Below are 25743 nucleotides of genomic sequence, written 5' to 3'. Positions count from 1 at the left end.
TCTAATATATTTTTGTTAAGTCTTTTTCGGGGTCTTTTTTTTTTTTTCTCCCGCCCTAATAAAAACAACCACGCCGCAGGTCAACGAGGGGCCGGGGAGCTGACATGTCGTGGACGGGGGGAGTTCATCTGCGCTTTTCCTCGGCGGACGAGACTGCCGGTATAGGTCGTTTCCAGCGCGTTACGGAGTGAATGTGATGCGGGTCTGTGTCTGCACGGTGGTGCACCATCCCGAGGACGCACGCATTCTGCATCGGCAGATTCGCGCGCTTCTCGAGGCCGGCCACGAGGTCACATATATTGCCCCATTCCGGGCATGTAACGCGGTTCCGTGGCGCCAGATCAGCCCGGTGGACGTCCCGCGCGCCACGGGCCGGCGCCGGCTCCGGGCGCTGCGCGCCGCGCACCGGGCGCTCATCGAGCACGCCCGGTACGCCGACGTGGTCCTGCTGCACGATCCGGAGCTGCTGGTGTCCCTGCCCCGCGAGGTCCGGGCCCGGACGGTCGTGTGGGACGTCCACGAGGACACCGCCGCCGCGCTGTCGGCCAAGGGCTGGCTGCCCGGACCGGCGCGCCCCGTGCTGCGGCCGGCCGTGCACCGGCTGGAGCGGCGCAGCGAGCGGCGGCACCGGCTGCTGCTCGCCGAGGAGGGCTACCGGGCCCGGTTCCGCGGTGACCACCCGGTCGTACCGAACACCACCTACGTCTCCGACACGCCGCCCGGCCCGCCGGACGGCCGGCGCGCCGTCTACGTCGGGCAGCTGTCCCGGGCGCGCGGCGCGCTCGACATGATCGAGATGGCCCGGACGCTGGCCGCCGAGGGCATCCTGGTGGAGCTGATCGGCGCGGCCGACGCCGATGTCCGGGGCGCCCTGCGGGAGGCGCAGCGGGACGGCCTCGTGCGCTGGTACGGGTTCGTGCCGAACGACCGGGCGCTGCGGATCGCCGAGGGCGCGATGGCCGGGCTGGCGCTGCTGCACGACGAGCCCAACTACCGGCACTCGATGCCGACCAAGGTCGTCGAGTACATGGCCCGCGGCATCCCGGTGATCACCACGCCGAACCCGCCGGCGGTGGACATCGTCGACCCGGCCGGCTGCGGGCTGGTCGTGCCGTTCGGCGACCCGCAGGCCGCCGCCAAGGCCGTCCTGCGGCTGCGCGACGACCCCGACCTGCGGACCGAGATGGGCAAGCGCGGGTACGAGGCGGCCCGCGCGCGGTACCACTGGCCCGTCCACGCGGCGCGGTTCGTCGCCCAGCTGGAGGCTTGGGCGAACCGGTCCGCCGGCACCGTCTGGGAGCCGGAACCGGAACTGGAGCCGGAACTGGCACCGGCGGCGGAACCGGCGGCTAGGCCCGTGCCGGAGCGCTGAGCCGCCGGTCGGGAGGGTCAGGACGGGCGGGGCGGGTGGTGCAGCCGGAAGGCGACGGACCGGGCGATGCGCGCGGCGGCCCCCGGCGGGCGGTTGGCCTCCACCACCACGACGTACCGGCCGACCCGCAGCGCGATCATCCCGGCCGTGGGGCCGATCTCGTACGCCTCGTCCGCGCCGATGTCGCGGCGCGGCCGGGCCTGCGACTGGGTGGCCTGCAGGGCGTCCAGCATCCGGGAGGAGGCCTCCCCGGTCTCGGCCACCCACCGGACGCTCACGGTGAGGCCCCGCACGGCCGGACCGGCCTCCTCCATCGGGCTCGCGGACGGCCTCGGCGACCCGGACCGGGTGCGGGACGAACTCGGCGCCGGAGTGGGAGTGGGGGTCGGCGTCGGCGTCGGTGACGCGCTCTCGTCCGCCGGATCGTCCTCGTCCTTCGGCTTCTTGCTCTTCTTGGGCTTCTTCTTCGGGGGTTCGTACGTGCAGGACACCGGGCGCGGCAGCCGCACCGGCCCGGCGGACGCGCGGCTCGGCTCGGCGGCGTAGCCCTCCAGCCGCGCCCCGGCCAGGTCGGGCCCGGTGAGCAGCGAGCACGCGTCCGGCCAGGCCGCGGCGGGGACACCGCCGAGTTCGGCGGGGCCGGTGCCGGCCGGACCGCCGCGCAGCACGAGCAGCCGCGCCGCGCCGTCCGGGCGGGGCGCGGCCTGCGGGACGGCCGCGTACAGCAGCCCGCCCGCCGCCGCCAGCCACGGCCGCGCGCCCGGCAGGTCCGGGTCCATCGAGAACGGCGCGGGCGCGGTGGTGGTGGCGCCGTCGCCCGGCTCGACGATGTCGACGCCTGCGGGCAGCAGGCCCTCCGACAGCCGCGGGCGCAGCGCGAACACGTGCCCGTCGGCCTGCGCGAGCGCCGCGTACGCCGGGACGTCGCGGGCCCACTCGACGCGTCCGGAGGGCACGTCCACCGCCTCCATGCGGGTGCGGTCGGAGCCGTCCGGGTGGTAGACGACCACGAGCCGCCCCGAGGTCAGCACGCCGGGGCACATCAGGTCGCCGCACACGCCGTCGCCCGCCCAGGTGCCGAACTGGTCGCCGTCCTCGGTGAACGCGCGCAGCGCCGTCCCGTCGGAGGCGAGCGTGACCCCGTCCAGCATCGAGACCTCGGGCGACTCCTTGGAGCCGAGCCGCTCCTCCCAGCGGACGGTGCCCTTCGCCGGGTCGACCGCGAGCAGCCGGCTGCGGCGCCGCCTCTCCTGCCGCCCCTCCTTCCGGCCGCCGTCGGACGGCTCCTCCCGCGCGGCGGGCCGCCCGTCCTCCAGGCAGTCCAGGCCGAACGCGGCGAGGTCCTCGCGGCCGTCGGACGGGTGGGCGCCGCCCTCGAACAGGCGGCAGCCGCGCGGCAGCGGCTGCCGCCACACCCGCTTGCCCGTCACCGCGGAGACGCCGAACAGCGTGCGGTGCCCGTCGTCGGTGGTCAGGACGATGTCGGACCCGGCGGGCCAGCGCAGCGTCGTCCGCGACACCGCGGCCGGACGCTCGCCCTCGCGCCGCCACAGCAGCCCGCCCGACAGGGCGTCGAACGCGACGAGCACCCGGTCGGTGCGGTCGCCGTTCCGCTCGAAGTAGGCGACCAGCCGGGACCGGGTGGACGTCCAGCCGAGCAGCGTCCACCCGTTGCGCCGGTAGCTCCAGCGGTCGCCGCCCGTCCGTGCGTCCCGGACCTCCAGCCCGTGGCCGGACGCGGTCACGACCTGCCCCTGCGCGACCTGGTAGGCGACGCCGTCGTAGCCGCCGGCGGCGCCGTGCTGGAGGCGGGTGGTGCTCTCCCAGCTGAGCGCGAGCGGCCCCGGCGGCGGCCCGACCTCGCGCTGCGGAGTGACGGGCTCGCCGGTCACGGTGTGCCGGACCTGCCACCATTCGGCGCGCAGGACGTACTTGTCGACGAGGACGACGCACAGCGCCACGGCGACCGCCGCGGAGACCAGGCCGAGCGCGACGCGGACCCGGCCCACGGACTCCGGTCGGCCGCCTGGCCGCTGCCGGCTCGCGACCACGACCGCGCCGCCTCCCTCCGCTGAATACTGTGATGCGACGACACCCACCATGCCGTGCGCGGGACGCCCGCGCGACAGAACGGAGATGAACCGTGGAGGTCTTCACCCGCTGGCACGGCTGGGACACGGCCCGTGCGGACATCGCCGCCTCGGGGGCGCCGATCGACGTGGCGGCCCTCGGCCGGGCCGTCGCCGCCGCCGAGCGCTGGCACGGCGACCAGAAGCGTCCCACAGGCGCCCCCTACGTCGAGCATCTGCTGGAGGCGCTCGAAGTCCTGGTGCGCGGGGCCGGGGTGACGGCGCCCGCCGTGCTGGCCGCCGCGGTCCTGCACGACGTCGTCGAGGACACCGCCGCGACCCTGCCGGACGTGGAGGCCGAGTTCGGCCCGGAGGTCACCGAACTGGTCGACTGGGTCACCAAGCCCCCGGCCGTCGGCGCCGGGCGCCAGGCCAAGCGCGCCGCGAAGGCCGCCTACCTGCGCCGCCTCGGCGACGCCCCGGCGGAGGCGATCCAGGTGAAGCTCGCCGACCGGGTCAGCAACGTCCAGACCCTCGACCGGATGCCGCCGGACTTCCAGCGCCGCTACTACGCCGAGACCCTCACTTACATCGTCCCGCTGACCGAGCCGCACCCCTGGTTCAGGGCCTGGTACGCGTCCTGGCGGACGGAGTACGCGCACCTGCTATGACCGAATGGTCATGAGGTGGGAGGATCGCGGCATGGAACGCGAGTGGGTGGTCGAGGAGAGCACGGCCGTCGCGGCGGGGCCCGCGGACGTTTACGCGGCCGTCGCCGACCTGCGGCGGATGCGCGAGTGGAGCCCCGAGGTGTTCGCCGTCCGGGTGCGCGGCCGGACGATCGCGCCGGGCACGAGGTTCGTCGGGTTCAACCGCATCGGGTGGCGTGTGTGGTTCACCACATGCCAGGTGACGGCGGCGGTGCCGGGCAAGGCGTTCGCGTTCCGGGTGTCGAGCTTCGGGATGCCGGTCGCGCTGTGGGGGTACCGCTTCGAGGACGTCTCGGACGACCCGTCCACGCCCCGGACGCGGCTCACCGAGTACTGGGAGGACCTGCGCCGCGACAACCGGGGCGCGGCGTTCGTCTCCGTCCTCGGCAAGGTCTTCACCGGCGTCCCGGCGGAGCGGCGCGCCGCCGTGAACCGCGCGGGCATGCGCGCCACCCTCGACCGCATCCGGACGGCCGTCGAACGCGGCTGAGCCCGGTTCTTGGCAGCAAAACAAGAACCTGTTCTACTAAGCGGTGTGACAAGCACCGTGCAAGCGCATGCCATCCAGGGCGAGCGGGTCACGCTCCCGGTGCGGATCCGGGACGCCGCCGTCGGGTCGGCGATGTTCGCCGTGCCCGCCCGCGCCGCCCAGGCCGTCATCGCCTACAGCGGGCTGGAGGTCGCCGCGCCGCTACCCGGCCGGGCGATCTGCTCGCTGGCCTTCGTCCGGTACGCGGACGGGGACCTCGGCCCGTACCACGAGTTCGCCGTCGCGTTCCTGGTGCGCCCGCCCGAGGCGGAGCCGCCGGGCGTGCTCGGACGGCTGCGGGGCGTCGGGGCGTTCATCCACTGGCTGCCGGTCAACCAGGAGTTCACGCTGGACGCCGGGCGGACGATCTGGGGGTTCCCCAAGGAGATCACCGACATCCCGATGGACCTGGCCGGGCGCGTCAAGCGGTGCGCGGTGCGGCTGGGCGGGCGGACGGTGATCGAGGTCGCGGTGAAGCCCGGAGTGCCGATGCCGGCCGGCACCGCCGCGCCGAAGGTCGACGCCTACTCGTGCCTGGACGGCGTCACCCGCCGGACGCCCTGGACGCTGACGCCGTCCGAGGTGCGGACCCGTCCGGGCGGGGCGAAGGTCGTGCTGGGCGACCACCCGGTGGCCGAGGAGCTGCGCGGGCTCGGGCTCGACCGGGCGCGGGCCCTGAGCACCAGCACGGTCGGTCACCTGCAGATGGTCTTCGACGGCGCCGAGGAGGTGCGCCGGTGAAGCGGACGGCGCTGGTCACGGGTGCGGCGGGCGGGCTCGGCGCGCTCGCGGCGCGGCGGCTCGCAGCGGCGGCGTGGGACGTCGTCGCGGTCGACACCGACGAGGCGGGGCTGGCGGAGACGGCGCTGCGCTCCCCCAACATGCACGTGCGGACCTGCGACGTCACCGACCCCGGGGCCGTCCTGGACCTGCTGGCGTTGATCGGCCCCGTCCACCGGGTCGTGCACGCTGCCGTGACCGCGCCCGCCGGGGCGGCGCTGGACCAGCCGCCCGCGGAAGTGAAACAGGTTCTCGACACCGACATCTACGGCACCATGCACGTCGTGCGCGCCACACTGCCCGGCATGCTGGAACGCGGCGCCGGCGAACTGGCCCTGTGCGCGCCGCCGCCGCGGGCCGGGGCGGCGGCCGCCGCGTCCGGGGCCGTCGCCGCGTACGCCGAGGCTCTGTTCCGGGAGCACGGCGGGCGCGGCGTCACGATCCGCTGCGTCCAGCTGGACGACGCGGCGCCGCCGCGGCTCGCCCTCGACGCGCTGGACCGCTCGCTGGCGCGCCCGCCCGGCGACCTGCACGTACGGCCGGGCCGGCGGCGGCCGGCGCTCGTCGAGGGCATCCGCTCCGCGCTGAACCTCCGGCCGACCGAATAAGCTGTCTCCTTCGCCCCTTCGTGGTGCCGGGGGACGTCTCCGGCCTTGACACACGTGCGAGGAGCAGCCTGCATGTCGTCCCAGGTCACCGGGCGGCCGACCGGTCCCGGCGGCACGGTGAAGGATCAAGAGATCGCCGCCGAGCAGCGCTATGTCGACATCGCCTACGCGCGCCTGGAGCAGATGCGCGCGGACGCCCAGGCCATGATCCGCGAGGGCTACCGGCAGTCGCTCGCCGGTACCAAGGGCTCGCTGGTGGACCGGGACGCGATGGTCCACCAGGCCGCGCTGCGCGCCCAGGCCCTCGACATCGCCGACGACGGCCTGGTGTTCGGCCGGCTCGACCTCGCCCCCGGCGGGCAGGAGACCGGTGAGCAGGCCGGTGAGCAGGAGACCGGTGAGCTGGAGTCCGGTGAGCAGGCCGGTGAGGTCCGCTACATCGGCCGCGTCGGCGTGCGGACCGGCGAGCACGACTCGCTCGTGATCGACTGGCGGGCGCCCGCCGCCGAGGACTTCTACCGCGCCACCCCCGAGGACCCGCGCGGCGTCGTCCGCCGCCGCGTGCTGCACTCGCGCGGGCACACGGTCGTCGACCTGGAGGACGACCTCCTCTCCCCGGACGCGGCCGACGGCATGACGATCGTCGGCGACGGCGCGTTCATCGCCTCGCTCGCCCGCGCCCGCGAGGGCGCCATGCGCGACATCGTCGCGACGATCCAGCGGGAGCAGGACGAGGTCATCCGCGCCCCCGCCGACGGGACCGTCCTCGTGCGCGGCGCCCCCGGCACCGGCAAGACGGCCGTCGCGCTGCACCGCGTCGCCTACCTGCTGTTCCGGCACCGCCGCCGGTTCGGCTCGCGCGGCGTCCTCGTCATCGGGCCGAACCGGCGGTTCACCGCCTACATCGAGCGGGTGCTGCCGTCGCTCGGCGAGGGCTCGGCGACGCTGCGCTCGCTCGGCGACCTGGTCGACGGCGCCACCGCGACCGTCCACGACGCCCCCCGGCTCGCCCGCGTCAAGGGCGCGGACGAGATGGTGCACGTGCTCCGCCGCGCCGTGGCCGACCACGCGCCCGGCGCCCCCGGCGAGCTGCGCGTCGTGTTCAAGGGCGTCGTCGTCACGCTCGACCGGAACCGCCTCGACCGGATCAGGAACGACCTGCACCGGCGCAGCCGCGGCAGCGTCAACGCCGCGCGCGGCCGGGCCGCCGAGATGCTCCTGGACGCGCTCTGGCGCCGCTTCAACGACGTCGGCGGCATGGAGGCCGTCGAGGCCGAGGAGAGCGCCGAGACGGGCCTGTGGAACGCGATCCTGGCCGCCGACGGGCTCGCCTCCCTCGACGAGGAGCCCGCCGCCCGGGGGCGGCAGAACGGCGACCCGAAGCGCGCCCAGTTCGACGCCCGCGTCCGCGAGCAGCGGTCGTTCACCGACTTCCTCGTCGCCTGGTGGCCGATCCGCCGGCCGCTGGACGTGCTGCGCTCGCTCGGCGACCCGGCCCGGCTGCGCGCCGCCGCCGGCCGCGACGCCGACCGCGCCGACATCGAGCCGCTCGCCGCGTCCTGGGCCGGGGACGCCCCGCTCAGCTACCAGGACGTCGCGCTGCTGGACGAGCTCGACGCGCTGCTCGGCCCGCCGCCCCGCCCGTCCCGCCGCCGCAGGGCCCCGTCGGAGGACGACCCGTTCGTGGTGGACGGCGTCAACATCCTCACCGGCGAGGAGGTCGTGGACGACACCTGGGAACCGGAGATGCAGGAGCTCACGACGTCCATGGAGCGCCTCGAACGCGCCCGGCGCGTGGACGACGGCGTGGTGGAGGAGCGCCCCGAATACGCGCACATCGTCGTGGACGAGGCGCAGGACCTCTCCCCCATGCAGTGGCGCATGCTCGGCCGCCGCGGCCGCCAGGCCAGCTGGACGATCGTCGAGGACCCGGCGCAGAGCGCCTGGGAGGACCTCGACGCCGCCCGGGAGGCGATGGAGTCCGCGCTCGGCGGCGAGAAGCCGTCCCGGGGGCGCCGCCGCCCGCGCAAGCCCGCGCCCCGCACCCGGCACGAGTACGAACTCACGACGAACTACCGCAACTCCACCGAGATCGCCGCGGTGTCGGCCCGGGTGCTGGCCCGCGCCCTGCCCGAGGCCCGCCCGGCCCGCGCCGTCCGGACGTCCGGGATCGAGCCGGTCGTCCGCGTCGTCCCCGAGCCCGACCTCCCCACCGCCGCCCGCGAGGCGGCCGAGCGGCTCCTCGACCAGGTCGAGGGCACCATCGGCGTCATCGTCCCGATGGCGTCCGACGAACCCGGCACCGCGCGCCCACCGGCATCACCGCCCTCCCCCACCACTCAGACCACCCTTTTCGACGCGCCCGCCGCAACCGGAGAAGCCAGCGAGTCCAGCACGCCGGCCCCCACCGCAACCGGCACGCCGGGCAGGTCGGGCAGGTCGGGCGGGGGCGTGGCGTGGACGGAGGCCGACCGGGAGCGGCTCGGGGCGGGGCTGCCCGAGCGCGTCCAGGTCCTGGACGTCCTGGACGCCAAGGGGCTGGAGTTCGACGCCGCCGTCATCGTGGCGCCGGAGACCGTCGCCGCGCAGTCGCCGCGCGGGCTGCGCGTCCTCTACGTGGCGGTGTCGCGGGCGACGCAGCAGTTGACCGTGCTCACCGCCGACCCCGCATGGCGCGACACGCTGCTGACCGGCTGACCCTTCCCCGGGGACGCCCGAGTCGCGGCAAAGAGGGTGATCGCTGCCCGTTCGCGGGGGTTAGTCTGACGATGCCCCCTTTCGCACGGGTGAACGGAGATCGATGAGCGGCCGGAATCCCGCACCCAGGCGCAGTTACGGCGGCCGGTCGGCGCAGGAGCGCCGCGCCGAGCGGCGGGAGCGGCTGCTGGCCGCCGGGCTCGAACTGTTCGGGACGCGCGGCTACGCGGCGACGTCCATCGAGCGGCTGTGCGCGACGGCGAGCGTGTCGACCCGCAACTTCTACGAGGAGTTCACCGGGCGCGAGGAACTCCTCACCGCCCTGCACACCAGCATCAACGAGCGCGCCGCGGAGGCGCTCGCCACCGCCTACGCCGGAGCCGCCGGCGACCGGCTCGGGACCCGCGTCGAGCGGGCCGTCCGCGCGTTCGTCACCGTCACCGCGAGCGACCCCCGCTGGGCCCGCATCGCGTTCGTCGAGGTCATCGGCGTCAGTGCGGGCCTGGAGCAGCACCGTTTCCGGTGGCGCGGCCAGTGGGAGGACGCGCTCACCACGATGGCCCGGGAGGCGGTCGAGCGCGGCGAGGCCATCGACCGCGACTACCGCCTCACCATGATCGCGATCATCGGCGCGGTCAACAACCTCGTCCACCACTGGTCCGCCCGCGACCAGGACATCCCGCTCGACGACATCATCGGCGAGCTCACCCACCTCATCCTCGCGGCCGTCACCGCCCCGTAGCCGACGGCTCAGATGATGGGCGGGCGGCCCGTCCTCGTCATGCGCCAAGCGGTGCGGTAGGAGATGGGCCGGCGCGGCCCGGCGGGCTTGCGCCAGCCCTCCGCGAAGCCCTTGAACCACGGTTTGAGCGCGCTCGGCTTGCGCTCGCGGAGTACGGTCATGCCGACCCACACGCCGAGGTAGGTGAGCGCCAGCGGCCACGGGAGGTTGCGGCGCGCCAGCCACACCCGGTTGCGGGCGTTGTAGCGGTAGAACATGCCGTGCCGCGTCGGCAGGACGGCCGGGTGGAACATGACCGCCGACGCGTCGTAGACGATGCGGTACCCGGCGTTGAGGATCTGCCACGCGAGGTCGGTCTCCTCGTGGGCGTAGAAGAAGTCCTCGGGGAGGCCGCCGCCGGCGTCGAACGCGGCGCGGCGGATCGCGCAGGCGCCGCCGAGGAACGTCGTGACGGCGGACGAGCGCTCCGGGTCGCCGGCCCGCAGCCGCGGCACGTGCCTCCGCTCGCCGCGCCCGCCCTCCGGGTCGCGGACCCGGAACGAGACGACGCCGAGGTCGGGCTCGGCGGAGAACCGGTCGCGCAGGTGGGCGCCGAGGCGGGTGGAGCGGTACCAGCCATCGTCGTCCAGGAACAGGACCACGTCGCCGCAGGTCATCTCCACGCCCCGGTTCCGCCCGCCCGGGATGCCGAGGTTGGCCGGGAGGCTGAGGGTCTTGACGCGCTCGTCGTCGAACGGCGCGGCGCCGGCGCGGTCGCCGACGGGGTCGACGCCGTTGCCGACGAGCACGACCTCGACGTCCACATGTTCCTGATCCAGGGCGCTGCTGACGGCGCGGGCCAGTTCCTCCGGCCGGTTCCCCATGGTCAGGACGACGACGGACAGTTTCACTTCAGTCTCCGGGAGGCCAGGATGCTGACCAGGTGAAGCAGGGTCTGCAGGACGGCGACGGCGGCCACCGCGACCATGAGGACGCGGACCGCGGCGGGGGTCTCGTTGCCGAGGACGGCGTCGAGCACGGCCGCCGCGAGGATCAGCAGCGACAGCTCGACGGCGCCGATGATCCGGTGGAAGCGCAGCATGGACGCGGCCTGCCGGGCGAGCGCGATGCCGGTGGAGCGGGGCCGCAGCGCCCGGTCGCCGCCGGACGGGTCGGCGGTCAGCCCCGACTTGGCGCGGGCGACGACGACGTTGTCGGTCTCGGCCTTGATGAGCGCGGCGCCGAGCGCGGCGACGAGGCCGAGTTCCGCCCAGCCGCCGTTGTCCCACCCGCCCTGCGCCATGAAGCCGAGCCCGATGAGCAGCGACACCTCGGACAGGTAGTGGCCGATCCGGTCGAGGAACACCCCGGCCACCGACGTCCGCCTCAGGTAGCGGGCGACCTCGCCGTCCACGCAGTCGAGCAGCAGGTAGACCTGGATGAGGACCGCGCCGCCGATCGCCGTCCACAGCGGGTCGGCGGGCAGCGACACGACCAGTCCGGCGAGGACGCCGCTCGCCATCATCAGGTACGTCAGCTGGTTCGGGCTGAAGCCGAGCCGCAGCGCGATCCACCCGAAGTACGGGGACAGGTCGCGCATGTACAGGCGTCCCGCCCAGTGCTCCTCGTTGCGCCGGTCCTTCAGGCCGGGCGGCTGCCCGTACCGGCGGATGTCGGCGACCTTCGCGCTCTTGCGGTCCGGCCGGTGATCGTCGTCGCCCGACGGATCCGCGGAGTATCCGGGGAGCTCAGTCTCCATGGGCCTGGACATACTCTTCCACCGCCTTGCGGGTCTCGCCCTTGTCGAGATTGAGGTATTCCAAGATGGTGTAGCGGCCGGGGCGCGTCTGCGGGGCGTGCAGCACGGCCTCGGTGAACTGCTCGACGGACAGGCCGATGTCGCCGGGGAGGCGGGGCAGCCCGTGCCGGCCGAGGCAGTCGAGGATGTCGCGCAGCCGCTCGGCCGCACCGTCGGCCGACGCCGCGCCGGTCGACGCCGCCCCGGCCTCGTCCGCGCGGAGCCGGGTGGCGCGCAGGTGGTAGCAGAACGCCGCGCCGATCCCGGCCAGCTCGCCGTGGTTGGCGGTGTCCGGGTAGAGCTGGTCGATGGCGTGCATGATCTCGTGGTCGCCGCCGCTGGCGGGCCGGGAGTCGCCCGCGAACGCCATCGACATCCCCGACAGGACCAGGGTCTCGGCGAGGACGGTGAGGAACCGGTCCGACTCGATCGAGCCGGGCTGGTGCAGCAGCGCCTCGGCCGCGGTGCGGGCCACGGTGAGCGCCATCCGGTCGACCCGCTCCCCGCACTGCTCGGCGGCCAGCAGCCAGTCGTCCACCGCCGACAGGTTGCTCAGCACGTCGCCGATCCCGGCGCGGATCAGCCGGGGCGGCGCGGCGTGCACGTAGTCCAGGTCGATGATCATCGCGAGCGGCATCACCACGCCGAACGAGCCCTTGCCGCTGTCGTGCATGAGCGAGGCGACCGGCGAGCAGATCCCGTCGTGGGACAGGTTCGTCGCGACCGACACCATCGGGATGCCCGACAGCGTCGCCGCGTACTTGGTCGCGTCGATCGTCCGGCCGCCGCCGATCCCGACGACGGCCTCGTAGGACCCGGCGCGCAGCTTGGCCGCCAGCTCGACGGCCACGTCCACGGTGCCGCCCTCGACCCGGAACATGTCGCAGGCCGACAGGGACGGCCGGACGTGCTCGGCGATCTGGTCGCCCTGGCCGGGGCCGACCGCGATCGCCACCCGTCCCTCGGTGACGATGCGCCGGTCGGCGAGCAGGTCGCCGAGGGCGGCGACGGCACCGCGCCGCACGTCGATGGACAGCGGCGCGTTCAGCATCCGCGTCAGCAGGGGCATGAGCCTCCTCGCTCGGTGAGGCGCCTGGAACCGGCGGCCGTCGGGTCAGTAGCCCTTGGCGATGCGCCGGGCCTTCTCCAGGTCCTCGTGGTTGTCCACCTCGACCCAGGCGACCTCGCCGATCGGCGCGGCGCCGATGCGGCCGCCGCGGTTCACGTGCTCCTGGTAGCCGTCCTCGTAGTAGAGGTCGGGGTCGCGCTCCCAGGTGGTCTTCAGCGCGTCGGCCAGCGGCTCGGCGGCGGCGGGCTCGATCAGGGTGGCGCCGATGTACTCGCCGCCCGCGGTGGACGGGTCCATCAGCTTGGTGATGGTCTTCAGGTGCCCCTCGCCGTCGAGGATGACCTTCATCTCCTCGTCGGCGAGAGTTTTCACATCGTCCACTGCGAGGAGGATGTCCGGCCCACGGTCGGCCAATAGTGTCTTCTCGACGCTCACCGGATGGACCGTGTCGCCGTTCACCATGAGGACGCCCTTGGAGAAGTACTCCCGAGCCAGCCACATGGAGTAGGCGTTGTTCCACTCCTCGGCCTTGTCGTTGTGGACCAGCGTGAGGTTCACGCCGTACCGCTCTTCGAGCGCGGCCTTGCGCTCCTCGACCGCGCCGGCGCGGTAGCCGACGACGATGACGACGTCGGTCAGCCCGACCTCGGCGAGGTTGCGGAGGGCGATGTCCAGGATGGTGGTCTCGCCGTCCACCGGGACGAGGGCCTTCGGGAGGGTGTCGGTGTAGGGCCGCAGCCTCCGGCCCGCACCCGCCGCCAGCACCATGCCGATCATGCTTCCTCTTCCTCCCGGTCGAACTGTCCGTGTTGTCCGTACGCAACGCGGCGGTGCCCTCGCCGCCGGGCCTGAACGCCAACGTAGACGGCCGGTGCGGCGTGCGCGAACGAGCCGGGCCCCGGCGCGGCACGGCGCCCTGGGGCGCCGCGGCGGCATCGCGGTGGAGCGGTGCCGGCACCGCCTGCACGGACTCCGGTACGGCGAAGCAACCATACTCGATCCGGCGTTCCCGGGCGGCGCAAGCCGCTACGCCCGCCCGCGCCCGGGGCGTTCCGGTACGTTGGCCGTGACGGTCGAGCACGGCGGCCGAGCACGGCGGTCGAGCACCGCGGTCGAGCACGGCGGCCGAGCATGGCACGGGTGCGCCGCGGAGGCCGGCCGGGAAGAGCGGGAGACATGGCGACGCGGACGGTTGCGGTGGTGCTCGCCGGCGGGGTCGGCGCGCGCATGGGCGCGGAACGCCCCAAGCAGCTCATGGAGGTCGGCGGGCGGCCCATCCTGGCGCACGCCATCGGCGCGTTCGACGCGCACCCCGGCGTCGGCGAGGTCGTCGTCGTGATGGCGGCCGGGCACCTGCGCGACGCCGCCGCGATCGCCGCGCCGTTCCGCAAGACGGCCGCCGTGATCGAGGGCGGCGACACGCGCACCGCGTCGACGGTCGCGGCGCTGCGGGTCCTGGACGGGCACCCCGACGACGTCCGCGTCCTGTTCCACGACGCGGCCCGCCCGTTCGTGGACGCCCCCGTCATCGACCGCGTGCTGACCGCGCTGGACGGCTGCGAGGCCGTCGCGGTGGGCGTGCCGTCGTCCGACACGATCGTGGTGGTGGAGGACGGCGTGGTCGCCTCCATGCCGCCGCGCGAGACGCTGAACCGGTTCCAGACCCCGCAGGGGTTCCGGCTCGGCACCATCCGCAGGGCCTACGAGCTGGCGCTCGCCGACCCGGGCCTGCGCGCCACCGACGACTGCGGGATCGTGCACCGCTACCTGCCGGACGTCCCCATCCGCGTCGTCGCCGGCAGCGAGCGCAACCTCAAGGTCACCCAGCCGCTCGACGCCGTCATCGCCGAACATCTCGCCACCGGGGTGAACCCTTGATCTTCGACAACGCCCCCACGGTCATCGGGCACCGCGGCTACGGGTCGGGCGGCCCCGTGCCGCCGGGCGCCGCCGCCCCCGTCGCCGAGAACACGCTGCCGTCGCTGCTCGCCGCCGTCGCCGGGGGCCTGTCCTGGGTCGAGATCGACGTGACGCGCACCGCCGACGACCACCTCGTCCTGCGGCACGACCCGACGACGGTCGACGGCGACCACCTGGTCGACCTGCCCGCGACCGCGAGCGGGCTGCCCCTGCTGACCGAGATCTTCGACGCGCTGCCGCCGGACGTCTCGGTCGACGTCGACGTGAAGACCGTCCTCGAGGACGCGCTGGACGACCCGTCCCGCCGCACCGGCGCGCTGCTCGCCCCGGTGCTGCGGCGCGAGGCGAAGCGGCGCCCGCTGCTCGTCACGTCCTTCGACCCGTCGCTGCTGGTGTTCCTGCGGGACGAGTTGCCGGGCGTCCCGCTGGGGCTGCTGACGTGGCTCCGGTTCCCGCTGTGGCACGCCGTCCCGGCCGCCGCCGGGCTCGGCCTGGACGCCGTCGCCGTGCACACCGGGTCGTGCGGCATCGAGCACCCCGACACCCGGCTGCGCCCGCTGGAGCACTGCGTGGACGTCGCGCACAAGGCGGGCCTGGAGACGATCGCGTGGTGCCCGTCGGCGGAGGCCGCGCCGACCTACGCGGAGGCCGGGTTCGACGCGCTGGTGGTCAACGACGTCCCCGGCGTCCTCGCGGCCGTCTGACCAGGGCCGACTACGCCTCGACCATGTCTTCGCCGGGCCCCGTCTTCCGCGGTGCCGCCGGCGCAGGCGACGCGGCGGGAACAGGTGTCGCGGCGCGGGTGCCACGCCAGCGCCGCGGCGACAATGAGGCCACGACGAGCGCCAGGCCGATAATCATGAAGGTCCCGTTGGCGGCCATGTTCGAGTACCCGCCGAAGAAGTCGTCCGGCACGAGACCCCGCGTGGTGTGCTGAAGCATCCACATCGTCTTCAGTACCCACAGCAACCCGACCGTGGTCATGAGCACGCCGGGGATGAGCGAGGCGAGCGCGGAGAGCCGCGCGTTCACCACCAGGCCGATCACGGCGGCACCCAGCAGCAGGACTCCGAACGCCGTCCAGTCGGGAGACGCCGGGGTGCCGTCGAGGCTCGCGCCGAGACCGTCGGCCACCGTCCTGCGCAGCCTGTCGACGCTGTAGGACAGGCAACCGGCGATCACTAAGGTGGCGGCCAGGCCGGCGAGGACGCCGATTCCGTGCCGAACGGCGGGGGTCATGACCGGCTCCTGTCATCTGGGGCGTCGGGGGACCGCTCAACCTACAGACGCCGCATACCAGGATGATCACATCCCGGACTCGATCACTTCGGGCGGTTGCCGCCGTACATGCGCGTCCACTCGCCGGGCTCGTCGTCGTCCGAGCCGCCCTCGATGGACGGCTCCCGCTTCTTCTCCTGGGCCGGCGGCGTGGGCGACGCGGGCGGGAGCGGGGGCGGGTTGGACGAGGCGGGCGGCGCGCCGAACTGGGGCTGCTGCTGGGGCTGGGGCGCGCCCTGCCAGGACGGGCTCTGCGCCGGCGGCGGCTGCGGCGCGCCCATGGGAGCGGCGCCCATCGGGGCCGGGGCGCCGGGCATGGGCGGCGGGCCCATCGGCGCGGGCGGCGGCCCGAAGCGCGGCGCGACATCGGTGCGGGCACGTGCCTTCCACCGCGACGGCGGCAGCGACGCCACGAGGAGCATCACGCCGAGCATGAAGAAGACCCCGATGGACGCCAGCGTCGTGTAGCCGAGGGACATGTCGCGCGGCAGCACGTCCCTCCCGGGGTGCCGGATCGCCCAGGTGGGGGACACGAACCAGACGACGCCAACAAGCGTGAAGGCGGCGCCCGGAATCAGGGAGGCGACCGGCGACAGCCGGCTGCCCACCAGCAGACCGAGCAGGATCGCCGCCAGCAGGACCAGCCCGGCGCCGATCCAGAGCTCCTCGCCGTGGTAGTTCCGGAACCGCGAATAGCCGAACGCCATGACCATGCGCAGCCGGTTCGTGCCGTAGAAGAGGCACGCGGCGATGATCGGCGTCAGCACGAGGCCGGCCACCACCCCGAGGCCGTGGCGTGCTCCGTTGGACATGTCCACCCCTCCAGTGCCCGGTCGGCGGGCGAGATTCCGCCAAACCTAACCCTCAGACGTGCGGCAACGCACGCCGGTTCGGTGGTGGATCTACCTTTCTGCCCGCTACTGGACGGATTCGCCGGGTTTCGCCGGGGTGGGCTGGCCGAGCCGCGGCGGGCTGGTCAGGAACCCGACGCCCCAGGTCAGATGCATGGTGGCGAACACCAGCGGCAGCCGCAGCCAGGCCGCGATCGGCAGCCCGCGTCCCTCCACGGCGGCGCCCGCGACCATCGCGGCCGCGTATCCGCCGGGCAGGATCCAGCCCGGCCAGAACCCCAGCAGTCCGGCGACCACGCCCGCCGTGATGGCGACCACGGCGATCGGCGGGGCGAGGTAGCGCAGGTTCAGCGTCCCCTGGTGCTCGCGGCCGACGACGCGCCGCCAGCGTCCGGTGTGGAAGTACTGCTTGGCGAGGGCCCGCAGGTTGGGGCGCGGCCGGTAGGTGACCCGCATGCGCGGGGTGAAGAAGATCCGGCCGCCGGTCTCCCGGATGCGGTGGTTCATCTCCCAGTCCTGGGCGCGGACGAACGTCTCGTCGTAGCCGCCGACCCGCTCCAGCGCGCTGCGCCGGAACGTCCCGAGGTAGACGGTCTCGACCTCGCCCGCCTCGCCGCCGGTGTGGAACCGGGCGTTGCCGACGCCGAGCTTGGACGTCATCGCCCGCGCCACCGCCTTCTCGAACGGGGTGACGCCCTCGGCCGCCATGATCCCGCCGACGTTGTCGGCGCCGGTCTCCTCCATCGTCTCGACCGCCGCGCGGACGTAGTCGGCGGGCAGCAGCGAGTGCCCGTCCACCCGGACGATGATCGAGTACTGCGACGCCTTGATCGCGATGTTCAGGCCCTGCGGGGTGCGCCCGGTCGGGTTGGCGACGACCAGGACGCGCGGGTCCTCGGCGGCCAGCTTCCGGGCGATCTCCTCGGTACGGTCGCGGGACGGCCCGATCGCGAGCACGAGCTCCAGCTCGCCGGGGTACTCCTGGGACAGGATGCCGCGCACGGCCTCGGCGAGGTGGCGCTGCTCGTTCAGGACGGGCATCACCACCGACACCGCCGGCCAGGTGCGCTCACCGGAGTCGGGACGGGTCTTCACGGCGTACTGGGTTTCCTGGTTCGTGGCGCGGTGGGCACGGGGAGACGAATTCATGTGGGCTCGCGGACGCGCGCCGGCCGGCGGGACCGGAGGCGGACGCCCCTTCCTCTCTTGCTCGCTTGCCTGACGCAGCCCACGCCACCCAGGTTCGCGTGCGGGCCGCCGGGGTGTGGTCAAGACGGCGCCACGTTACTGCAAGGACACGAGGTCCAGGTAGCGAACGGACGGGCCCTCCCCACTTTAGAGTGGTGGGACGCACGGCGGAACGTGATCTTCGGGAGGCGGCGGCCGGCATGGCAGACGGGCACGACTCGGGTCGCGGCGACCGCCGCGGTGAGGGCCGTCCGGCGGAGCCGGACCCGCTGGAGCGCTACTTCCGGCCGCGGCCGGGCGCGCGGCCCGCCCCGGACGAGGACGGCGGCGCCGGCATCGAGGGCGTGACGATCGACGGGATGCCCGCGCCGCGGGTGACGGTGGACGGCCCGCGCGGCCCGCGCCGTCCCGGCCGGGGGCTGAGCCCGCGCGCCGCGATGAGCGCCCGCCGGCAGAAGCGCTTCCTCACCCTGACCGGGACGATGTCGGCGGTCGTGCTGCTGACCTCGGGCGGCGCGTGGGCGTTCCAGAACTACGTCACCGGCATGATCGACAAGGTGTCGGTGAACGGGCTCGGCAAGGGCGGGAACGACCCGAAGGGCGCGATGACGATCCTCGTCGCGGGCGTCGACCGGCGCGAGGGGCTGACGAAGGCGCAGCAGAAGGCCGCCAAGCTCGGGCACGACGCCGGGGAGCGCTCGGACACGATGCTGCTGCTGCACGTGTCCCGCGACCACGACCGGGTGTCGGTGGTGAGCCTGCCGCGCGACTCCTACGTCACGATCCCCTCGCACAAGTCGAACGGGTCGGAGGGCGCGAAGGGGACGCGCGTCCCGTCCCGTCCGGGCAAGCTGACCTGGGCGTACCAGTTCGGCGGGCCCGACCTCACGGTCAGCACGATCAAGCAGGCGACGGGCGTGTCCATCGACCACTACGTCGAGGTGAACTTCTACGGGTTCGTGCACATGGTGGACGCGCTCGGCGGCGTCGACGTCTGCACCGAGCAGGCCGTCGACGACCCGAAGAGCGGCCTGAAGCTGCCCGCCGGCACGTCGCACGTGGACGGCCTGAAGGCCCTCGCCTTCGCCCGCGCCCGGTACACGCTGACCGGCGGCAGCGACCTCGGCCGCATCGACCGGCAGCAGCAGTTCATGGCGGCGATGATGAAGCAGGCGCTGTCGACGAAGACGCTCAGCGACCCGGTGAAGTCGACGAGGTTCCTGAACGCGGCGCTGAAGTCGCTGCGGGTCGACGAGAAGCTCGCCGACAACCTGCCGAAGCTCGCCGACCAGATGAAGGACCTGTCGACCGACGACGTCACGTTCGCGAACGTGCCGCTGTCCAATCCGGACTACAACGCCGTCCTGTGGAACGCGCCGACCCAGCAGTCGACCGTCCAGTGGGACCGGGGCGAGGCGCAGGACCTGTTCACCCGGATCAGGCGCGACCAGCCGCTCGACCAGCAGACCGCGAAGCCGAGCGCCACGCCGACGCAGAAGCCCGAGGACGCGCTGACCGTTCCGCCGGACGACATCTCCGTCCGCGTCCTGAACGCGATCGGCACCCGGGGCCTCGCCACCAAGGCGGGCGGCCAGCTGCGGGAGCTCGGCTTCAAGGTGACGGTCGCGCCGGGCGTGGCGCGGCGCGGCCTGCGGACCACCCAGATCCAGTACGGCCCCGACCGGGCGGACTCGGCCAAGACGCTGGCCGCCGCGATCCCGGGGGCGAAGCTGAAGAAGGTGTCGTCGCTGGGCTCGCGCATACAGGTGATGGTGGGCGCGAACTGGGACGGCGTGGAGAAGGTGAAGGTGACCCCGAGCGCGTCGCCGTCCGCCACTCCCGGGATCGAGACCGGGACGGCCACGTCGAAGCTCTGCGCCTGACCCCCGTCTTCTAGAGTGGCGTTCTAGGACATGGGGAGGAGCCGAATGAGCGAGGACGCGCCCGCCGAGGCGTTCTACGAGCCGCTGGGCGACGGCCGGTTCGCCAGCACCGTCGCGACGGCCGGCCCCTGGTCGCCGGGCTTCCAGCACGGGGGTCCGGTGTCGGGCCTGATCGGACGGGCCTTCGAGCAGCACGACCCCGTCCCCGGCACCCGGGTGGCGCGCGTGACGGTCGAGATCCTGAGCCCGGTGCCCGTGGCCGAACTGCGGGTGGACGTCCGGGTCGTCCGGCCGGGTAAGCGGGTCGCGCACCTGGAGGGCGAGATCACCCACGAGGGGCGGACGGTGGTCCGCGCCACCGCCTGGCGCATCCTGACGGCGCCGTCGCACCTGGACCCGGTCGTGCATGCCGCGCCCCCACCGCCGCTCCCCGACTCGACACCGAAGTTCGACGAGTGGCGCGACCTCCACACGGACGGCTACCTGTCCGCGATGGAGTGGCGGCTGATCGACGGCGGCTTCTTCCGTCCAGGCCCCGGCACGACGTGGGCCCGCGCGCGCATCCCCTTGGTCGCCGGCGAGAGCGACACGCCGCTCGTCCGGGCCTTGACCCTGGCCGACAGCGCGTCCGGCGTCGGCAGCCAGCTCGACCTGTCCAAGTGGCTGATCATCAACACCGACCTCACGGTCGCCCTGCACCGCGACCCGGTCGGCGAGTGGCTGTGCATGGCCGCGTCCCTGGACGCGAGCCCGGGCGGCAGCGCCCTCTGCCAGGCGACCCTCGCGGACCGCTCCGGCGAGTTCGGCCGCGCCCTGCAGACCATGCTGGTGGACGAGCGCTCATAACCGACTCCCGTGCGTTCTTGATCGATTACAGTGGGTAGCACGATGGTGACAGAACGAAGTCACTCATCAGGAGTCCACAGGATGTCGACCAGGATCCTCGGCCTGCTCACCACGACCGCCGCCGCGTCACTGGCGCTCACCGGCGGCATCGCCGCCGCGACCGCCTACGCCGCCGCACCACCGCCTGAGCCGGCGGTCTCCGATCCGGTACCGGACGCGGCGCCTCCGGCCGATCCGCCGGCGGACGCCGCGGAACCCGCGGCATCGCCGTCCCCGTCCGCCAAGGACGACAAGGACGGCAAGGAGCTGACGGAATGCGCGGACGCCGACTGCGAGGTCAAGGTCCGCGACGGCCAGACGATCAAGCTGGACGAGAAGTACGGCCTCGACCCGGTGCACATCAAGATCGAGGGCAGCCGGGTGACCTTCAGCATCCGCGGCCAGCGCACCAACATGGTCAGCACGCTCGACGCGGGGCAGTCCGCCAACGCCAGCGCTACCTACAACGGCATCACGTTCCGTCCGCGGATGGCCAAGGACGGCACGATGACCCTGCAGGTCTCCCACGACTGACCGCACCGGCGGGGGCGGGCCGCCGGCCCGTCCCCGCTAGAGCGGATCCGGCAGGTAGAGCTTGTTCTTCTTCCGGAGGTAGGCGGCGAACAGCGCGCCCCAGATCCTGACCCCCCGGAACGAGTACACCGTCTTGCCGGTCAGGTCGACCACCGCCGGCTGGACGAGGGCGGCGAACCCGCCGGCCCCCTGCCGAAACCGCCTGCCCGCCATTTCCTTGGCGGCCTCGTCCGCATGCTCGGTGACGAGCGCCGCGATCACCAAGACCCCCGACTGCGCCCCCCGCATGGCCCCCTTGCGCCTCTTCGCGAGCGAACTGGCCTCACGCGTGAACCGCTCCAGCGCTTCGACATCAACGCTCCCGCTCTCCGCGACGACGGTGAACAGATGCACCTTGGAAAACGCCCGCCAGTTCGACCGATACCCGACAAGCGCCGAGACCCCGCCGACCTGCTCGGCAGTCACCTCACACCCATCAGCAACCATCCGCTCCCGCACGACATCAACGTAGTCGCCCACGCCGTCTCCATTCCACGGAAGATAATCCGCCTGAAATGCACCCGAACCGATGCCCCCCTGAAGATCAGAAAGAGCAGGCTGATATTCGATGGCGGAGCAGCCCTCGGTCAACAGGTATAGAGAACGTGGTTCACTGCTCACTGACCGTTGGAACATCCATGCCAGAGGCCATGCCCATCCACCGAGAAACGACCGCACTCGCCGGAACGTGACGTAAATCATAGAAATGTGCAACAGCAACGAGACCTTCGTGCGCCGACTACGGCCACCGTTCAGTGGTGGGAATGCCGGGATCGCTGCGGCAGATGGGTGGGCGCCATTCCTTACGGGCGCGGGGCTTCTGCCGGGCTGGTGGCCGTGTCTGGTTCCGTGGGGTGTGCCGGGCCCGGCGTGCTGGGTGAGGGGCGGAGGATGCCCGCTGTGGCGGCGGCGATGGCGCACAGCGTCACCGGCAGAAAGAATGTGAGGCTCAGCGGCATGACGTTGGTCAATGGGCCGATGACGGCCGGGCCGGCGAGCATGCCGAGGTAGCCGAGGCCGGCGACGCGGGAGACGTTGGTGCCGACGGCGTCCTGGTCGTGGTGGCCCGCGGCGCTGAACAGCTGCGGGACGCAGCCGGAGAGCCCGGCGCCGAACAGGGCCCAGCCGACCAGCGCCGCCGGGATCCAGGGGGACAGCGCCGCGACCGTCCCGCCGAGCGCGGCCGTCGCGGCGCCGTAGCGGAGGACGGCCACCGGGCCGAACCGCGCCGCGACCCGGTCGGCCAGCAGGCGGCCGATGGTCATGGCGGTGGCGAAGGCCCCGTAGGCGAGGGCGGCGGTGGCGGCGGACGCGTCCAGGCCGTCCCGCAGGTGCAGGGCGCTCCAGTCGTTGGCGACGCCCTCGGACAGCATGACCATCAGGGCGAGGACGGCCATCATCCAGATGCGGCGGGGCGTCCTGGTCCGTCCTCGTCCGGCGGCGGGGGCGGCGGTGACATCGCGGGGGCGGCGCAGCAGGGCGGGGGCCGTCAGCGCGGCCGCGGCGACACCGGCCGCCGCGACCACGCCGAGCGTCACCGCCGGGCTCCAGCCCCAGCCGAGCGTCCGGGCGCCCACCAGTGCGGCCACGACGCCGCCGAGGGAGAAGGTCGCGTGGAAGGCGGACATGACGGGCCGCCGGTAGCCGCGTTCCACCTGGACGGCGTGCGCATTCATGGAGACGTCCAGGGCACCGTTGCCGACGCCGAACACCAGGAGCGCCGCGCCGAGCGTCCAGGCGTCGGCGGCCAGGCCCGGCAGGATCAGGGTGGCGCTGCACACGGCGGCGCTGAGCGGCACGACGACGCGGGCGCCGACGCGGTCGGTGAGGCGCCCGGCGATCTGCATCCCGCCGAGGGCCCCGGTGCCGAGCAGCAGCAGGAGCCAGCCGAGGAGGGCGTGGCCGATCCCCGTCCGGTCCTCGACGACCGGGATGTGGACGATCCACATGCCCAGCAGGAAGCCGTTCAGCCCGAAGTAGGCGAAGGTGGCGATCCGGCCCGCTCGCAACGACTCAGACAAGGCGGACGTCCACGCCGGCGTCGCGGAGGCGGGACACGGCGGCCGCCGGCGCGGAGCGGTCGGTGACGACCACGTCCAGCCCGGTGACGGGACAGACGAGCCCGAGGCCGGTACGCCCGAACTTGCTCCCGTCGCACACGGCGACGACGCGCCGGGCCGAGGCGATCGCGGCCCGCTTGGCCGGGACCTCGTCGAGTTCGTGGGCGGTGAGCCCGTGCTCGGCCGACAGCCCGCACACCCCGAGGACGGCGGTGTCGACGCGCAGCGACGCCAGCGACGCCTCGGTCAGCGGCCCGGTGAACGCCAGCGCGCCCGGCTTCGTCCGCCCGCCGGGGACCAGCAACTGCACCTGCGGGGCGCCGCTGAGCGCGTTCGCCGCGTGCAGGTCGAGCGGGACGACAGTGAGCCGCCGCCCGGCGATCGCGCGGGCGACGGTGAGCGTGGTCGTGCCGCCGTCCAGGACGACCGCCTCGCCGTCGGTGAGCAGGCCGTCCACCGCGGCGGCGATCCGCTCCTTGGCATCGGCGGCCTCCTGCTCGCGGACGGCGAAGGGCATCGCCTCGCCCCGCAGCAGCAGGCTGACGGCCCCGCCCCGCACCCGCCGCAGCACACCGCGCTCCGCGAGCTGATCGAGATCGCGCCGGATCGTCATCTCCGACGCCCCGGTCTCCACGGCCAACTCGACCACGGTCACATGCTCAGTGGTCCGCAACCGCTCAATGAGCGCCGCCACCCGTCCCGAACTCTCCACGCGTTAGATCGAACAGGACGAATGTGCGAAAGTCAACGCGAATCAACCGGTACGGCGGCTGGCGCGCGAGTTCGCCCGGCAAACTCAGGAGCCGTCACACGGCGATGTTCCACGCGGCCCACACGACGTTGCCCGCGGCCAGCATGTACGAACCCCAGCCGGACGCGAGGGACTCGGCCAGCATGGGCCCGCGCCCGCCTTCGTCCAGCACAGCGGCGTGGTTCGGCACGGCCGCACCGTCATCGCGCACTTCCACGACCAGACGCGCGGCGCACAACCGCAACCGCACGACCATCATCGCGCTACCGCGCGCCTCGATGCCAGGCAGTGCGTCGCCGACCAACTCCGACAGAACCTGCTGGCAAGCCCACCGGCAGGCATCGCCCACCTCCCACGACCCGAGAAGCGCGCGAGCAAAGCAACACGCGACCGGTACAGCGGACGGCAGGGCCGCCACCCCGAGCACCTCCTCGCGAACCGGCCCAACGGTCACCGGCGGCCGCGTCCCGGGCACAGCGCCGACAGACACCGACATGGATCTTCTCCTTCGACTCCGGGGGCCACGTCACCGCCCGCCAGATGCGCGATACCCAGCGAGACGAATCAGACCGTTCGCCACAAAGCCAACACACTCCGTGACGACGACCGAGCGCACACATGCACCGACTCACGGCGACAGTTCCATCAGCATGACCCAAGAGCCTTGGCTATGGAAGTTCCATTCCGAAAGTCATCCAACTAATCGTCATAGGTCCATTCCGGAGAGTGTCCACGATGAGACGGCCCCCGACCGTCCCAGGTGGGTTAGGACCAAGTTCGAGCGCCTGGCTCGGTACGCCGCCGCTGTACACCTCCTTGAACAGGTGCTGGACGCCTGCCGTGATGCCGGGTTGGGGCGCCGTGTTCTGGATGCGTGCCGTCACTTTCCCCTCCAAGGGTTGCTGGACGGCACTACGACGTCCGGAAGCGAGGAGAGGTAACGCGGGGCCCGCCGTTCTCGTTCACGGTCGAGGACGGTGTCGTCACCGCGATCCGCGGCCTGACCGATCCGGCACGGCCGGCCCGGATCGTCCCGTCATGGGCTGCGTGATCCGGTTACTTGAGGAGCTGGCGGGCCATGACCATGCGCTGGATCTGGTTGGTGCCCTCGTAGATCTGCGTGATCTTGGCGTCGCGCATCATCCGCTCCACCGGGAAATCACGCGTGTACCCGTAGCCGCCCAGCAACTGGACGGCGTCGGTGGTGACGTCCATCGCCACATCCGACGCCAGCGCCTTGCACGCCGACGACACGAACGTCAGGTCCGGGATCTTCTCCCCGCTCATCGCACGCTCGGACTTGATCGCCGCATGGTAGGTCAGCTGCCGGGCGCCCTCCAGGCGCATCGCCATGTCGGCCAGCATGAACTGCACACCCTGGAAATCGGCGATCGCCTTGCCGAACTGCTTGCGCTCCTTCACATAACCCAGCGCGAAATCCAGCGCGCCTTGGGCGATGCCCAGGGCTTGGGCGGCAATGGTGATGCGGGTGTGGTCCAGCGTCGCCAGCGCCGTCTTGAAACCCGTGCCCTCCGCACCGATCAGCCGATCGGCCGGGATCCGGGTGTCCTCGAAGATCACCTGCCGGGTCGGAGACCCCTTGATCCCCAGCTTGCGCTCCTTGGCCCCGAACGACACCCCCGGATCCGACTTCTCCACCACGAACGCCGAAATCCCCCGAGCACCCGCCGACGGATCGGTCACCGCCATCACCGTGTAGAACTCCGACACCCCCGCATTGGTGATCCACATCTTCGCGCCGTTCAGCACCCACGCATCGCCCTCGCGCACCGCGCGGGTCTTCATCCCCGCCGCGTCCGAACCCGCGTCCGCCTCCGACAGCGCATAGGAGAACATCGCCTCACCGCGCGCGACCGGAGCCAGGTACTTCTTCTTCAGCTCCTCCCCGCCCGACAGCAGCACCGGAACCGTGCCCAGCTTGTTCACCGCCGGAATCAGCGACGACGACCCGCACGCCCGCGCGACCTCCTCGATCACGAT

25 protein-coding genes are annotated in these 25743 nt (G+C 73.0%); 12 read left to right on the top strand and 13 right to left on the bottom strand.

All coding sequences use genetic code 11. The features are described 5' to 3' along the window. Positions 1-196: 196 nt before the first annotated feature. On the top strand, positions 197-1372 hold the full coding sequence (locus ABZ806_RS40480) for a glycosyltransferase family 4 protein (RefSeq protein ID WP_500223963.1): 1176 nt from the start codon (positions 197-199) through the stop codon (positions 1370-1372). 17 nt (positions 1373-1389) lie between these two features. Here the strand turns inward: ABZ806_RS40480 and ABZ806_RS40475 are convergent, their stop codons facing one another. Next, positions 1390-3381 carry an outer membrane protein assembly factor BamB family protein gene (locus ABZ806_RS40475; RefSeq protein WP_500223961.1) on the bottom strand — a complete coding sequence of 664 codons (1992 nt, stop codon included), beginning with the start codon at positions 3379-3381 and terminating at the stop codon, positions 1390-1392. Positions 3382-3515: 134 nt separating this feature from the next. Here ABZ806_RS40475 and ABZ806_RS40470 point away from each other — a divergent pair, with 134 nt between their 5' ends. From ABZ806_RS40470 to ABZ806_RS40445, 6 genes are all read left to right on the top strand, one after another. Beyond that, entirely contained in the window at positions 3516-4112 is a 597-nt protein-coding gene (locus tag ABZ806_RS40470) for an HD domain-containing protein (protein ID WP_500223959.1), read from the top strand. A gap of 31 nt (positions 4113-4143) precedes the next feature. Next, on the top strand, positions 4144-4641 hold the full coding sequence (locus ABZ806_RS40465) for an SRPBCC family protein (protein ID WP_500223958.1): 498 nt from the start codon (positions 4144-4146) through the stop codon (positions 4639-4641). A 45-nt stretch (positions 4642-4686) separates the two neighbouring features. After that, positions 4687-5421, top strand: a complete 735-nt coding sequence (locus ABZ806_RS40460) for an acetoacetate decarboxylase family protein (RefSeq protein ID WP_500223956.1) — start codon at positions 4687-4689, stop codon at positions 5419-5421. Next, positions 5418-6068 carry an SDR family NAD(P)-dependent oxidoreductase gene (locus tag ABZ806_RS40455; protein WP_500223954.1) on the top strand — a complete coding sequence of 217 codons (651 nt, stop codon included), beginning with the start codon at positions 5418-5420 and terminating at the stop codon, positions 6066-6068. Before ABZ806_RS40460 ends, ABZ806_RS40455 begins: the two co-directional genes overlap by 4 nt. A 72-nt stretch (positions 6069-6140) precedes the next feature. Next, entirely contained in the window at positions 6141-8765 is a 2625-nt protein-coding gene (locus tag ABZ806_RS40450) for a HelD family protein (protein WP_500223952.1), read from the top strand. 103 nt (positions 8766-8868) lie between these two features. After that, positions 8869-9507, top strand: a complete 639-nt coding sequence (locus tag ABZ806_RS40445) for a TetR/AcrR family transcriptional regulator (protein WP_500223951.1) — start codon at positions 8869-8871, stop codon at positions 9505-9507. Between the two features lie 8 nt (positions 9508-9515). Here the strand turns inward: ABZ806_RS40445 and ABZ806_RS40440 are convergent, their stop codons facing one another. The 4 genes from ABZ806_RS40440 to ABZ806_RS40425 all read right to left on the bottom strand — a co-directional run bounded on the left by ABZ806_RS40440 (position 9516) and on the right by ABZ806_RS40425 (position 13130). Then, positions 9516-10370: a glycosyltransferase family 2 protein gene (locus ABZ806_RS40440; protein WP_500223968.1), complete on the bottom strand. Its 855-nt coding sequence runs from the start codon at positions 10368-10370 to the stop codon at positions 9516-9518. 23 nt (positions 10371-10393) lie between these two features. Then, complete coding sequence (locus tag ABZ806_RS40435; RefSeq protein WP_500223948.1) at positions 10394-11245, bottom strand: CDP-alcohol phosphatidyltransferase family protein; 852 nt, start codon at positions 11243-11245, stop codon at positions 10394-10396. Next, positions 11235-12335 carry an iron-containing alcohol dehydrogenase family protein gene (locus ABZ806_RS40430; protein ID WP_500223966.1) on the bottom strand — a complete coding sequence of 367 codons (1101 nt, stop codon included), beginning with the start codon at positions 12333-12335 and terminating at the stop codon, positions 11235-11237. Before ABZ806_RS40430 ends, ABZ806_RS40435 begins: the two co-directional genes overlap by 11 nt. Before the next feature lie 63 nt (positions 12336-12398). Beyond that, positions 12399-13130, bottom strand: a complete 732-nt coding sequence (locus tag ABZ806_RS40425; protein ID WP_500223946.1) for a phosphocholine cytidylyltransferase family protein — start codon at positions 13128-13130, stop codon at positions 12399-12401. A 399-nt stretch (positions 13131-13529) separates the two neighbouring features. Between ABZ806_RS40425 and ispD the strand changes: the two genes are divergently transcribed. Together ispD and ABZ806_RS40415 are read left to right on the top strand one after the other, a co-directional pair. Beyond that, positions 13530-14231, top strand: coding sequence for a 2-C-methyl-D-erythritol 4-phosphate cytidylyltransferase (gene ispD, locus ABZ806_RS40420; protein WP_500223945.1), 702 nt, complete (start codon positions 13530-13532; stop codon positions 14229-14231). Next, entirely contained in the window at positions 14228-14977 is a 750-nt protein-coding gene (locus ABZ806_RS40415; protein ID WP_500223943.1) for a glycerophosphodiester phosphodiesterase, read from the top strand. The genes ispD and ABZ806_RS40415 overlap by 4 nt, the downstream gene beginning before the upstream one ends. A 10-nt stretch (positions 14978-14987) precedes the next feature. Here the strand turns inward: ABZ806_RS40415 and ABZ806_RS40410 are convergent, their stop codons facing one another. The 3 genes from ABZ806_RS40410 to ABZ806_RS40400 form a co-directional block, all read right to left on the bottom strand. Then, complete coding sequence (locus ABZ806_RS40410) at positions 14988-15512, bottom strand: hypothetical protein (protein ID WP_500223942.1); 525 nt, start codon at positions 15510-15512, stop codon at positions 14988-14990. Between the two features lie 83 nt (positions 15513-15595). Then, positions 15596-16363: a hypothetical protein gene (locus tag ABZ806_RS40405; protein WP_500223941.1), complete on the bottom strand. Its 768-nt coding sequence runs from the start codon at positions 16361-16363 to the stop codon at positions 15596-15598. A gap of 105 nt (positions 16364-16468) precedes the next feature. Beyond that, positions 16469-17551, bottom strand: coding sequence for a glycosyltransferase family 2 protein (locus ABZ806_RS40400; protein WP_500223940.1), 1083 nt, complete (start codon positions 17549-17551; stop codon positions 16469-16471). Positions 17552-17790: 239 nt separating this feature from the next. Here ABZ806_RS40400 and ABZ806_RS40395 point away from each other — a divergent pair, with 239 nt between their 5' ends. The 3 genes from ABZ806_RS40395 to ABZ806_RS40385 all read left to right on the top strand — a co-directional run bounded on the left by ABZ806_RS40395 (position 17791) and on the right by ABZ806_RS40385 (position 20892). After that, positions 17791-19473: an LCP family protein gene (locus ABZ806_RS40395; RefSeq protein ID WP_500223939.1), complete on the top strand. Its 1683-nt coding sequence runs from the start codon at positions 17791-17793 to the stop codon at positions 19471-19473. A 45-nt stretch (positions 19474-19518) separates the two neighbouring features. After that, positions 19519-20319, top strand: coding sequence for a thioesterase family protein (locus tag ABZ806_RS40390; RefSeq protein WP_500223938.1), 801 nt, complete (start codon positions 19519-19521; stop codon positions 20317-20319). Between the two features lie 81 nt (positions 20320-20400). Beyond that, positions 20401-20892 carry a hypothetical protein gene (locus ABZ806_RS40385; protein ID WP_500223936.1) on the top strand — a complete coding sequence of 164 codons (492 nt, stop codon included), beginning with the start codon at positions 20401-20403 and terminating at the stop codon, positions 20890-20892. 36 nt (positions 20893-20928) lie between these two features. On the opposite strand, the gene ABZ806_RS40380 is transcribed toward ABZ806_RS40385, so the two are convergent. The 5 genes from ABZ806_RS40380 to ABZ806_RS40360 form a co-directional block, all read right to left on the bottom strand. Beyond that, the gene (locus ABZ806_RS40380) at positions 20929-21411 is read right to left on the bottom strand and encodes a hypothetical protein (protein ID WP_500223935.1); all 483 of its coding nucleotides are present in this window, start codon (positions 21409-21411) and stop codon (positions 20929-20931) included. Positions 21412-21734: 323 nt separating this feature from the next. Beyond that, positions 21735-22952, bottom strand: coding sequence for an MFS transporter (locus ABZ806_RS40375; protein WP_500223934.1), 1218 nt, complete (start codon positions 22950-22952; stop codon positions 21735-21737). Further along, on the bottom strand, positions 22945-23685 hold the full coding sequence (locus ABZ806_RS40370) for a DeoR/GlpR family DNA-binding transcription regulator (protein ID WP_500223964.1): 741 nt from the start codon (positions 23683-23685) through the stop codon (positions 22945-22947). The genes ABZ806_RS40375 and ABZ806_RS40370 overlap by 8 nt, the downstream gene beginning before the upstream one ends. Positions 23686-23797: 112 nt before the next feature. Further along, positions 23798-24238, bottom strand: coding sequence for an ATP-binding protein (locus ABZ806_RS40365; protein ID WP_500223932.1), 441 nt, complete (start codon positions 24236-24238; stop codon positions 23798-23800). A 560-nt stretch (positions 24239-24798) separates the two neighbouring features. Then, positions 24799-25743, bottom strand: a 945-nt coding sequence (locus ABZ806_RS40360) for an acyl-CoA dehydrogenase family protein (protein WP_500223930.1), incomplete at its 5' end; no start/stop codon positions are given.

It is taken from the genome of Spirillospora sp. NPDC047418 (assembly GCF_040643275.1).
GTDB lineage: Bacteria > Actinomycetota > Actinomycetes > Streptosporangiales > Streptosporangiaceae > Spirillospora.
The sequence above is the reverse complement of the archived record's forward strand: the minus strand, read 5'-3'. Positions and strand labels throughout refer to the sequence as shown.

What these genes read in the sequence shown, in the direction of transcription:
- ABZ806_RS40480 (WP_500223963.1), top strand. Translation starts at nt 197, where the DNA reads ATGCGGGTCTGTGTCTGCACGGTGGTGCACCATCCCGAGGACGCACGC.
- ABZ806_RS40465 (WP_500223958.1), top strand. Translation starts at nt 4,144, where the DNA reads ATGGAACGCGAGTGGGTGGTCGAGGAGAGCACGGCCGTCGCGGCGGGG.
- ABZ806_RS40450 (WP_500223952.1), top strand. Translation starts at nt 6,141, where the DNA reads ATGTCGTCCCAGGTCACCGGGCGGCCGACCGGTCCCGGCGGCACGGTG.
- ABZ806_RS40445 (WP_500223951.1), top strand. Translation starts at nt 8,869, where the DNA reads ATGAGCGGCCGGAATCCCGCACCCAGGCGCAGTTACGGCGGCCGGTCG.
- ABZ806_RS40440 (WP_500223968.1), bottom strand. Translation starts at nt 10,370, where the DNA reads ATGGGGAACCGGCCGGAGGAACTGGCCCGCGCCGTCAGCAGCGCCCTG.
- ABZ806_RS40435 (WP_500223948.1), bottom strand. Translation starts at nt 11,245, where the DNA reads ATGGAGACTGAGCTCCCCGGATACTCCGCGGATCCGTCGGGCGACGAC.
- ABZ806_RS40430 (WP_500223966.1), bottom strand. Translation starts at nt 12,335, where the DNA reads ATGCTGAACGCGCCGCTGTCCATCGACGTGCGGCGCGGTGCCGTCGCC.
- ABZ806_RS40425 (WP_500223946.1), bottom strand. Translation starts at nt 13,130, where the DNA reads ATGATCGGCATGGTGCTGGCGGCGGGTGCGGGCCGGAGGCTGCGGCCC.
- ispD (WP_500223945.1), top strand. Translation starts at nt 13,530, where the DNA reads ATGGCGACGCGGACGGTTGCGGTGGTGCTCGCCGGCGGGGTCGGCGCG.
- ABZ806_RS40410 (WP_500223942.1), bottom strand. Translation starts at nt 15,512, where the DNA reads ATGACCCCCGCCGTTCGGCACGGAATCGGCGTCCTCGCCGGCCTGGCC.
- ABZ806_RS40405 (WP_500223941.1), bottom strand. Translation starts at nt 16,363, where the DNA reads ATGTCCAACGGAGCACGCCACGGCCTCGGGGTGGTGGCCGGCCTCGTG.
- ABZ806_RS40400 (WP_500223940.1), bottom strand. Translation starts at nt 17,551, where the DNA reads ATGAATTCGTCTCCCCGTGCCCACCGCGCCACGAACCAGGAAACCCAG.
- ABZ806_RS40395 (WP_500223939.1), top strand. Translation starts at nt 17,791, where the DNA reads ATGGCAGACGGGCACGACTCGGGTCGCGGCGACCGCCGCGGTGAGGGC.
- ABZ806_RS40390 (WP_500223938.1), top strand. Translation starts at nt 19,519, where the DNA reads ATGAGCGAGGACGCGCCCGCCGAGGCGTTCTACGAGCCGCTGGGCGAC.
- ABZ806_RS40385 (WP_500223936.1), top strand. Translation starts at nt 20,401, where the DNA reads ATGTCGACCAGGATCCTCGGCCTGCTCACCACGACCGCCGCCGCGTCA.
- ABZ806_RS40365 (WP_500223932.1), bottom strand. Translation starts at nt 24,238, where the DNA reads ATGTCGGTGTCTGTCGGCGCTGTGCCCGGGACGCGGCCGCCGGTGACC.